This is a genomic window from Candidatus Margulisiibacteriota bacterium, from assembly GCA_028706105.1.
In the GTDB taxonomy this organism is placed as follows: domain Bacteria; phylum Margulisbacteria; class Riflemargulisbacteria; order GWF2-35-9; family DYQY01; genus DYQY01.
In genome coordinates, this window is the sequence record JAQWCF010000067.1 from 1 (window position 1) to 10,628 (window position 10,628).

Annotated in this window: 12 protein-coding genes; 5 read left to right on the forward strand and 7 right to left on the reverse strand. The window is 33.7% G+C overall.

Annotation, left to right across the window (positions count from 1 at the left end):
• A partial coding sequence (locus tag PHF25_07250) for a hypothetical protein (GenBank protein MDD4527811.1) occupies positions 1-1,156 on the forward strand: 1,156 nt, incomplete at its 5' end.
• Here PHF25_07250 and PHF25_07255 read toward each other — a convergent pair.
• The 6 genes from PHF25_07255 to PHF25_07280 are packed head-to-tail and all read right to left on the reverse strand — an operon-like array spanning position 1,145 to position 6,136.
• Positions 1,145-2,296, reverse strand: a complete 1,152-nt coding sequence (locus PHF25_07255; protein MDD4527812.1) for a deoxyguanosinetriphosphate triphosphohydrolase — start codon at positions 2,294-2,296, stop codon at positions 1,145-1,147. The two genes, PHF25_07250 and PHF25_07255, sit on opposite strands and share 12 nt — an antisense overlap.
• A complete protein-coding gene (locus tag PHF25_07260; protein ID MDD4527813.1) occupies positions 2,296-2,763 on the reverse strand; it encodes a chemotaxis protein CheW in 468 nt (155 codons plus the stop codon). Before PHF25_07260 ends, PHF25_07255 begins: the two co-directional genes overlap by 1 nt.
• A 44-nt stretch (positions 2,764-2,807) precedes the next feature.
• Positions 2,808-4,385 (reverse strand): hypothetical protein, encoded by a 1,578-nt coding sequence (locus PHF25_07265; GenBank protein MDD4527814.1) that lies wholly within the window; start codon positions 4,383-4,385, stop codon positions 2,808-2,810.
• Positions 4,369-5,175 (reverse strand): NAD(+)/NADH kinase, encoded by an 807-nt coding sequence (locus PHF25_07270; protein ID MDD4527815.1) that lies wholly within the window; start codon positions 5,173-5,175, stop codon positions 4,369-4,371. Before PHF25_07270 ends, PHF25_07265 begins: the two co-directional genes overlap by 17 nt.
• Positions 5,175-5,819 (reverse strand): hypothetical protein, encoded by a 645-nt coding sequence (locus PHF25_07275; GenBank protein MDD4527816.1) that lies wholly within the window; start codon positions 5,817-5,819, stop codon positions 5,175-5,177. Before PHF25_07275 ends, PHF25_07270 begins: the two co-directional genes overlap by 1 nt.
• Positions 5,816-6,136, reverse strand: a complete 321-nt coding sequence (locus PHF25_07280; GenBank protein MDD4527817.1) for an endonuclease domain-containing protein — start codon at positions 6,134-6,136, stop codon at positions 5,816-5,818. The genes PHF25_07275 and PHF25_07280 overlap by 4 nt, the downstream gene beginning before the upstream one ends.
• A gap of 177 nt (positions 6,137-6,313) precedes the next feature.
• Between PHF25_07280 and PHF25_07285 the strand changes: the two genes are divergently transcribed.
• The 4 genes from PHF25_07285 to ruvX all read left to right on the forward strand — a co-directional run bounded on the left by PHF25_07285 (position 6,314) and on the right by ruvX (position 9,897).
• Complete coding sequence (locus PHF25_07285; protein MDD4527818.1) at positions 6,314-6,586, forward strand: YtxH domain-containing protein; 273 nt, start codon at positions 6,314-6,316, stop codon at positions 6,584-6,586.
• A 1-nt stretch (position 6,587) separates the two neighbouring features.
• Positions 6,588-6,809: a hypothetical protein gene (locus tag PHF25_07290; GenBank protein ID MDD4527819.1), complete on the forward strand. Its 222-nt coding sequence runs from the start codon at positions 6,588-6,590 to the stop codon at positions 6,807-6,809.
• Positions 6,809-9,130 (forward strand): alanine--tRNA ligase, encoded by a 2,322-nt coding sequence (gene alaS / locus PHF25_07295; protein ID MDD4527820.1) that lies wholly within the window; start codon positions 6,809-6,811, stop codon positions 9,128-9,130. The genes PHF25_07290 and alaS overlap by 1 nt, the downstream gene beginning before the upstream one ends.
• 368 nt (positions 9,131-9,498) lie before the next feature.
• Positions 9,499-9,897, forward strand: coding sequence for a Holliday junction resolvase RuvX (gene ruvX, locus PHF25_07300; GenBank protein MDD4527821.1), 399 nt, complete (start codon positions 9,499-9,501; stop codon positions 9,895-9,897).
• On the opposite strand, the gene PHF25_07305 is transcribed toward ruvX, so the two are convergent.
• The coding region (locus tag PHF25_07305; protein MDD4527822.1) for a hypothetical protein at positions 9,894-10,628 on the reverse strand (735 nt) is incomplete at its 5' end. The two genes, ruvX and PHF25_07305, sit on opposite strands and share 4 nt — an antisense overlap.

Here is a 10,628-nt window from a genome sequence, read left to right on the forward strand (position 1 = left end):
TAGACACTGGAAAAGGGAAAGTTTAACAAAGAATGAAAGGCAAAAACACAAAATGACTATAGAAAATACTGGAATTAATCAATCACAAATCAATGCCAAAGTTGGCGAAGATGTTGACTTAAAAATTAACACAAAAACCTTAAGGAACATTAAGGTAACCCAAGAATATAATGAAAAAGAGACAGAAGACTCTGTCAACGTTTCTAAGCAACTAAGAAATACGGTAACCACACAAACTCCTGAACAACAAATAATGAAAGAAAAATTATTAATGATGAAGCTAGAATCTTCTGTTGATGAAAATTTTAATACCGAAGATTTTATGTCTGAGGAAGAATATCAAAGTCTTTGCACAAAAATTCTAAATAATGACCTTAGCGCCTTCAATAAAATTGATAAAAGTAAAAAAGTTGAATTTTTAATTAAAAACTATCAAGATATCAGTGCTCATTCTGAAAAAGTACTAAACAACATCCTCCCCTATGTTGATGCCTTAACTATTAAAACTTCTTTTAAGTTTTATGCACCTGAAAATCTATCTAATGCCAAAAAGATTGCCTTAATGAATAGACTAGCGCCTGACTCCAAGCCACAAGCCGATGAATCAATCATTTCTCTTCTACTAGTTTCTGATGAAAATGTTGTTGCTGGATGTTCTTTAAATACGCTAATGTCCTTAAGAAACAAGGAATATTTAGGTACAAAATTTTTTGAACAACTATCCCAACAAAGTAGTGGTAAACTGACAAAAGCACAACACAAACAACTAGCCAAACTTTCTGCAAAAATAACAACCATTTGTTATGCTTATTACATTGAGGCGACCATAGATGCAATCACTACCTCTATTAAAAACAAAACATCCATTACTAGTAAAGATTTAAGCCTCAAAGGGGTTAAAGATGAAGCAAAAGCAAAACTCTTAGCAAAACTAAAAGAAGCAAATTTAATAGACAAAGACAACAAGGGTATTGAGAACATCGATCGTGAAAAGCTTAAAGAATCTATCAAGAATATCGTTGGCGATACTTTAAAAATGAAAGAAGAGCTAGCTCAAAAACAAAAAATTGCTCAAATGCAAAAAAATATCTCAGACATTATTGGAGACACAATGAAACTGAAAGAAAGTTTTGAAAAGTCTAAATCAACAACCTAAGACAAGCCGAGAGTGCTCTGAGAGAACATAATTATCTGTCATCAAAGCAATGTGGTCGGCGATAACCCTATGCAAAGAGAAGCCTTCTGAACCAATTTTTTTTCTCATCTCCTCAGGCAAATCCTGACTATTTGCTAAATAATAATGAAATAACTCTTTTATCACGTTTTTCCCTTTAAAAGACATTTGTAAAACCCTATAGTCAGAATAAAATTTATCATATAAATACTTTTGCATAATTTTTAGTTTAGACTTGAACTCGTTTGTATAATCAATCAAAATCCTGTCACAACGATAAACGTCTTCCAATGTTTGTATATTAAAACCTGAAATAAGTTTCTCGCTATTTTCTAAAGATTCTCGAATCATAACATTTATTAAATAACGAACGTTTAAGAACCGTTTTTGTTCATCACTCAGATTGGTAAATTTATGTTCGTTTACTATTTGCGCTTCTCTCCATAGCTCAACTTCGGCTGTCAGCTCATCATGGTCTAATATCCCAGAGGCCAAGCCATCATCCAAGTCATGATTAATATACGCCAACTGGTCTGCCAAATTGACTATCTGTGCCTCCATAGATGGGTGGATCAAGTCTTCTTCAGCAAGATTCTGTGGATTATCAAAAGGTGTGTGATGCTTCATCAGCCCTTCCAAAAGTTCTACTGTCAAATTAAGCCCCAGAAATAAGGGATATTTATTTTCTAACAGCTCTACTACTCGCTTACTCTGATTATTATGCTCAAACCCTCCATGATTAACCAACAACTCATCTAACATTTCTTCACCAGCATGACCAAAAGGTGTATGTCCTAAATCATGAGCAAGTGCGATGGATTCAACCAAATCTTCATTACCCCCAAGAACTCGAGCAAGATGTCTAGCTATCTGGCAAACCTCAAGCGTATGAGTTAATCTTGTTCTAAAATGGTCATTCTCATGTGAAACAAATACCTGTGTTTTATGTTTAAGTCTACGGAATGCTTTTGAATGGACTATTCTGTCTCTATCCCTCTGAAAACAAGTCCTTTGCTCGTCTTGCTCCTCAGAAAAATGACGACCCAATGAGTTCTTTGCATAAATTGCGTATGGTTTTAATTCTCGAATTTCTCTATTTTCAAAATACTGTCGGTCAAACACTACATTTTCCCAAACAATAACTCTAGATCAATAACAACCATAATATTATCTCCGATTTTACCTATTCTATCGACAAAATCAGAATCTATACTTGAGATAACATTGGTCTCCTTTTTCATCTTACTTTCTTGCACCCTCTCAACCTTATTCATCCTATCAACAATCATGCCAACATTCTTACCTTTTACTTCTGAAATTATTATTCGTGTATGCTTATCAAATTCACGAGCTAACAAGGATAATCTCAACCTTAAGTCAATGACTGGGATAACTTGTCCCCTTAAATTAATTACACCGACTACATACTCATTACTTCTGGGAACAGTTGTTATGTCTATTAATTTAATGACTTCTCTAACTTTATAAATATCAACGCCATATAATTCTTCACCTATAAAAAAAGTTACAAACTGCAACAGTTCGTCGTTTTTTTCATCATTTAGCATAGATTCTTTTTTACTGTTCATAATTACCCTCTAACTCTAATTGTATTTCCATACATCTCTCATAGTCAACGTTTTCTAACTAAAGAACGCACATAAGCTTGTGCTTCCTCTGACGACCTATCAGTCACCAAAACAGAAACTTCACGAAAGATATCTTCTTGCTCAACATGCTTCTCGACATCAATAATTGTTTGATTCGTCATAAATTTTTTCTTTATTTTAAAAAGGACATCTGCGTTTACAGCTATCATTGGTGAATGAGTGACAACTATTAACTGTCTTAACAAAGACATCTTGCGCATAACCTCCATAACCTTAAAGGCGATATCACCACTAACGCCACTATCTATCTCATCAAAGGCGTATACGGAAATTGGTGAAATCTTAAGTAATACTGACTTAAAAGCGAGAAGCACTCGCGATGTCTCACCTCCCGAAAGTTCTGTTAGGCTTACAAAACTAGACCCAACATTTACCTTAATGAAAAGCTCTAACTCGTCATTACCCAAGCTATCATAAGCTTCTTTTTTCTTTAAAGAATAAGAAAGTTCTGTCTTATCTAACTTTAACATTCTTAATGATTCGCCTATTTCGGAAAGAACTCTATCTAATACTATCTTTCTGGTATCAGTAAGTTCCTGAGCAAGCGGCACTAGCTGTAACTTTTCTGCTTGAAGCTCGCTTTCTTTCTTTTTCATCCTAGCTTGATAATAATCTCTATTGTCCAGCTGATCTTTGATCTTTTCTTGATATACAATAACTTCTTCTAAACTTCTTCTAAACTTAGTTTTCAAATTTTCTAAAGCTGAAAGTCGCTCTTCAATATCTCCAATATCTTCAACTCTATCCCTGTTTGTTGACTTAGTTACCTGCCACAAAATATCTTCCTGCATTGCAAATGCTTCGTTCATCTTTTCCACAAGCTCTTTGCCCAACAATCCGGCATTAAACATTTTGTCAGCTTCTAAGACTGCCTTCTGTAACCCTTCTCCTGCTTTCTCTAATCCCTGCCTTACCGTAGTAACTGACCTCTCTAAATCTAAACGATTTTTTATTTGTTTTAACGTTACAAACAGCTCATTATCCTCATTTAATTTAGGGGAAACTTTATTAATCTCTGTTAGATGATAAGTAAACAGCTCTTTGTCGGCCTCGGATATTAACACTGCCTGCAATTCTTTTATTTCGGCTCTTTTTTTATCATAATCTAAATATTTTTCTAAATATTTTTGTTTAACAACTTTTTCTTTATCAGTCATAAAAGAATCGATTATTTCAAGCTGAGAATCATATAATAATTGATAATTACCCTGTGAATGCACATCAACTACTTCGTGCCAAAATTCTCTCATCCTTTTTTGCGTCACTATTTCATCATCAAGATAAAAAGTGACTTTATCAGATATTACAAATTTAACATTATGTAAATTACTGCTTCTTTCTATCTCTAGCTCGAGAACGGCTTCTTCGCCCCATTTGCCTACCATGTCTTTTTTTGCCTTTTTCTCGGGTATCATTAGTATATTAGCAATCAGACTTTTCCCAACTCCTGACTCACCAATAAAAACATTCATTCCAGGATTAAATTCTATTTTTTGATCTTTTATAAAAAGATAATTGAGTATCCTAAGCTTCTTTATCATGCGACTTACTAAACTTACCACTCCAGTTTAATTTATTTTGTAAACCTTTAATAAAGCTATACTTGTCAAATCTAATGAAACGAACTTTCTTTCTAGAAAACTCTACCTGAACAATCAGTTTATCTCCCCTAACTTCTGGATTTCCGTCAACCGAAAAAGCACAATTAGAATCAGTAGCCATAATCTTAATCTTATCTTTAGCAGAAACGACCAATGGTCTGATTGTTAAACTATGTGAACAAACTGGAGTTATAATTATTGCTTCTGTGTCAGGGAAAATAATTGGTCCTCCAGCTGAAAGATTATAAGCAGTTGAACCAGTTGAGCTAGCGACAATTACTCCATCAGTTTTATAAGAAGATAAAAAATTGTCATTCAAATAAACGTCTAAATCAACAAGCTTAAACGCATCTCCTTTTACAACAACCTCGTTTAAGCAAAGATATTCTTTGTCACCACTTTTAACGCTAAGTAAATTTCTGTCGTCATAAAAGAATTCTTCTTTTTTCAATTTTTTCAACGCATCGCCCAAACCATTCATGCCTACTTCTGCAAGAAAACCTAAATAACCACAGCTAACACAAAGCATTGGAGCATCCATTTCTAAAGCTATCATTGCTGCCTGAAGAATCGTACCATCCCCGCCTAAAACTAAAATAATATCTACTTTTTCTCTATTTTCACTTATATCTACATATTCATAACCAATAGAAATAACTAGATTCTTTATTTGTTCAATATCCTGCTGTGTATATGCTTTACTGACTTTTTTGTACAACCCAATTTTCATTATTTAACCTTTCTATGAAAGTATGCATCTGACTTTCCCCAAGAAACTAATAGTCGTTTCTTTTCCAGTAACTCAAAACAATCCGAATTAATCGGATAACTCAAAGTCACAACTATTGCATTCTGCATTACTTCCTTTTCAAGCTTAGAAATAAGACTTTTTTCAGTCTCACCTTTAAACGTTGTCCAAGTAATAAAAATTATACCATATCCTAGAAATTCTGAATTAAACATATCGTCCCCAATTATAAGCAAATTACCCTTAATGAAAGACTTAATCAGCATAATTTTATGAATAAATTTCTTATTAATTTCCATACCACAGCTGGGTCTACAATGTAGTTGATTAACTAAAAAAACTCCTCTGCCATCACCACAACCAGCATCACAAAAAGCTAAAGGATATTCCGTTTTCTGATAATAATATGCCTTAGCTTTCTTAAAAATTGTGTTGAAACTAAACATTGGCGTAAATCCAAAAATATAATCATCATCGGCTTTTTTGTCTGCATAGTAATAAGGTGAAAAGAAAAAATACTCTAAACTAAAGTAAAAATAAAAACGCCATAGCTTCGGCCTAGGAATTACAAAAAGTAATTCCAGTAAAGATATGTATAGATACCAAAATGTAGCTAATAGCCTCATAAACTCCCCCTGTCAGCTGGTGCTGACATCCCCCTCAATGAGGGAGACTTTTCTTTAGTTAATATATAATCAGTTATTTTACTGCAAACACTATCAATATTATTATTAATCTCTAAATTACTAAACCTCAAGATACTCAAATCTAATACTTCAAAAATCGTTGTTCTTATCTCATCATATTCGAGATAATCATCAATATAATGGTGGCTACAATCAACCTCAACAACTAAACCATGCTTTGAACAATAAAAATCAACTATATAACTATCAATAGGACGTTGTCTAATAAAACAACTATTATAACGCCCACCTATCACTTTATGATATCCCCTTAATTAAGAAAGAATGTTTATGCCACTAATAGCCAATAACCATAGCTCCCTCATGGAGGGAGCTGTCACCGAAGGTGACTGAGGGAGCAACTGATACTTGCTCTGTGCCTACCTTCGAGGTACAATAAATTCAAGTAATTAACATGTAAAGGAGTAGTAAAAATGAACAATCAATCAAACAAAGGACTATATTTTATTCTAGGAGCATTATCTGGAGCACTTATTGCCTTAGTATATGCACCAAAAAGTGGCAAGGAAACAAGAGATTTCATTAAAAAAGCTCTTGATGACAACAAAGAAGTTATTGAAAAAACAAAAGAAACAGCAGAGGATTTGATAGTTAAAACCAAACTACAAATTGAAGACATGATTGAAAATGTTTCTCAAAACATTTCTGACAAAATTGACAACGTAAAAGCCAAAAAGGAGAAATAAAATGATATTTGCAACTTTACTTAGCCAACTAATCATTAACATCTTAACTATTATTTTATTAGTTCTACTTATTACTTTAACTGTTTCAGCTATCAAATGTGTAAGTTTATGGGAAGAAATAGCTAATAAATTAACAATAGTATCAACCATCTCTTTTTGGGTAAATTTAATTAAAAAAGCTCCAATGGAATTATTTACCAAAAATAAGAAATCTAAGGAATAATGATCAAAGCCTCTACTATTAGGCAAAAATATTTAGATTTTTTCATAAGCAAAGGACACAAGTTCCAAGAAAGTGCATCACTTGTACCTTCTGACCCAACCTTGTTATTAACTATTGCAGGGATGGTGCCTTTTAAGCCATATTTCCTAGGTAAAAAAGAAGCACCCTACTCCAGAGCAACTTCTTGTCAAAAATGCATTAGAACAAATGACTTGAATAATGTTGGGAAAACTCCCAGACACCATACTTTTTTTGAAATGTTAGGCAATTTTTCTTTTGGAGATTATTTCAAAAAAGATGCCATTAATTTTGCTTGGGAATTTCTAACTACAGAAATGGGAATTAGCAAAGAAAAACTATCTATCTCTGTGTTTAAAGAGGACGAAGAAGCCGCTAGTTTATGGAAAACAGAAGCTGGAGTCGATGAGTCTAGAATCTTCAGACTAGGAGCAGAACATAACTTCTGGGAAGCAGGACCAGTTGGCCCTTGTGGCCCATGTTCTGAAATATATTATGATACAGGGGTCGATGATAATTGCCCTGACAAAGCCAATTGCGCTCCAGGATGCGATTGCAACAGGTTCCTTGAGATTTGGAATCTTGTTTTTATGCAATATAACAAAGATGCGAAGGGCAAACTAACTCCACTACCTAAAAAAAATATTGATACTGGCATGGGACTTGAAAGAATAACTACTGTTATCCAAAATGTTAGCTCTAATTTTGAAACAGACCTTTTTACCCCAATCATAGATAGAATAAACAGCCTTGCGACTAATCAAAACAGAGAGTCGACACAAGTAATAGCAGACCACATTAGAGCTATTACTTTTATGATTGCTGACAATGTTTTCCCCGGAAATGATGGACGTGGTTACGTCTTGAAAAAAATATTACGTAGAGCTATTTTGCATGGCAAACAGATTGGAATAACAACGCACTTCCTGACTAAATTAGCAGATATTGTTATTGATGAATATGGTTCCTTTTATAAAGAACTGCAACAAAACAAAAAAATGATACATGAAATAATTTCCACAGAAGAAGCTAACTTTTCTAAAACATTAGAATATGGACTTGAACTTATAAAAGAAGTTATCGCCGAACATCATGCTATCTCAGGTGAACATGCCTTTAAATTATTTGATACCTATGGTTTCCCGTTAGAACTTACTCAAGATTTGGCGAGAAAAAATAACGTAAAAATTGATATTGTTGGTTTCGAAAAACTTATGGAAGAACAAAAAGAACGTTCCAGAGAAAATTCTACTTTCTATAAAGAAGGAGAAAAACCAATTGGTGGAGAAGCCATTATTGCCAAAGACGAAAAAGACAAAACAGAAATGGCTAGAAACCATAGTGCCACACACCTTTTACAAAATGCCCTTAAAATAGTTATGGGTAAACACATTGCTCAAGCCGGATCAATGGTTGCACCAGAAAGGCTTAGGTTCGACTTTACTACACCAAAGGCTCTCACAGATGAACAAATCAAAGAAACCGAAAGTCTAGTCAATGAGAGCATTCTGGCGAACCATCTAGTAGACTTCTGCACGCTTAGTTTACAAGAAGCGCTAGATAGTGGTGCTGTTGCATTATTTACAGAAAAATATAGCGATGAGGTGAGAGTAGTAACAATGGGTGATTCCAAGGAACTATGTGGAGGAACGCACGTTGAAAGAACTGGAGATATAGGGCTGTTCAAAATTACTTCTGAAGCTTCTATTAGCAGCGGTGTCAGAAGAATTGAAGCGCTTACTGGAACATATGCACTTGATTACATTAATAATAACTTAAAAGTTGTAAAAAACATTTCAGCTAAATATAAACTACCTGCTGAACAAATTGAACAAAAGATTGCAGACATTCAAGCTGAACTTGATGAACTTAAAAAAACCAACTCCAAAATGACTGAAAATATGCTTGTTGAACAAATACTCTCCAGCAAAGAATCTGAAAAAATCAGCTTTGCTGCACTAACAGCTTTTGTTTCTAAAATAGACATTGCTGAAGATTTAAAAATAGATTTGAAAGCGCTTGCAGATAAAGTTCAAAACACAATAAATGGTATTGTCTGTATCTTCATAAATAATACTAAAACAAATAAAATACAAATTATTGTCAAAAGTACGCCTGGTATTCCCGAAAATCTCTTTAATGCTGGAAATTTAATAAAAGAAATCACTCCTATTATTAAGGGAAAAGGTGGAGGTAAAGCAGACCTTGCTCAAGGTTCTGGAGAAGGCGAATCCATGCTGCCAAAAGCAATCAAAAAAGCAACGACCTATCTTAAATTTACACTGGGTTCTAGCACCTGTTAATCTCTTCATTTTTTGCTTGATCAAATTTCTTTTTTTAGTCATTCCCGCGCAGGCAGGAATCTATTTTATATTTAAAAGTAAACTTTTTGATTCTTTTCAATAAGGGGCTACGCGCCCCTTATTAACCCCCTCGTCCCTACGCAAACTCACTGCATTATCCGCCTTAGGCGGAGGGTAATTTCTCATCACCCTGTGATTTGTGACTATTTTCAATATAAAACTTTCAGCCTGCGGGAGCATTGCGCCACAAAACTATCCTAAGACATTGTCGTTAAATGATTTCGAAATTCCTGCAATTTTATACAAACTCAGACATTGTTCGGTCAATTGAATACAAAGAAAATTCATAATTATGATAAACTATAATCATGAAAATATTGGGATTGGACTACGGCACAAAATATATTGGGATAGCTTTATCTGATCCATTTAAATCTATTGCCTTTCCTTATGGCAAAATAGAGCCAGAAAAGGCAATGGCTAAAATAAAAGAAATTCTTGAAGAAGAGAATATTGAATCAATTGTACTTGGACTACCAAGAGCATTAAAAGGCAATGAAACAGCTATGACTGGACTCGTTAAACTTTTTAAAACTGAACTGGAAAAACATGTAACTATCCCTATTCATTTTCAAGATGAACGACTAACCTCTTCGTTTGTAGGCAAACAGCTTACCGCACAAGGCGTAAATCAAAAAAAACAAAGACAAATTAAAGATGCTCTTGAAGCTACACAGATACTACAGAGCTTTTTAGATAAAAATTAATCCCTTAATTCTCTCCCTAAAATTCTTGCTACTGCTACTAAATTATCCTTAGATGTTACCCATACTGGATAATTTCTGTTTCTTCTTAAGTAAAAACTTATTCTATCCAATTTCTTTTCATCTTGCACTGCCTCTATTGGATTTCCTAACAATGCATTTAACTGTCTAGCTGCAACACTCCAACTTCTGATACTTTGAAAAACTTTATCAGATTGTGAAACACAAAATTCAGAAGTCCCAACTTCTGATAATAAATAAACAGGGAATCTATCTAATCTTCTATCTAATGCCTTTGCAACATCTTCTAATTTATTTATTTTTAAAGCCCAGACAGCATTAGTTCCTTTGCGTCTTAATAAAAACCTAATCCCTTTATACTCACATTCTTCTTTCTGGTATGTCTTAGGATCACCAAGAATTCCATTAAGCTCCTTTGCATTAGCACCTGTTTTACCAGAAATCATTGCAAACTCACCACCTTCTCCAATAACTGGTACTTCATCTTCTCCCACTTCTTGTATATCAAAATCCCTATAAAAACTTCCAACGATAGTTGCTACATTTTTTAAATCTACTTTATTAAATAACCACACAGGAGTCGTTCGGTAGTGTACAATTTTGTTTGCAATTTGAGATTTAAGGATGGTCATCGTAAACTCTAATTTACGCAAATAAAAATGGAGGTAAAAAAAGATGACCAAAACTAATAATACAGAATATTTTAAGAAATT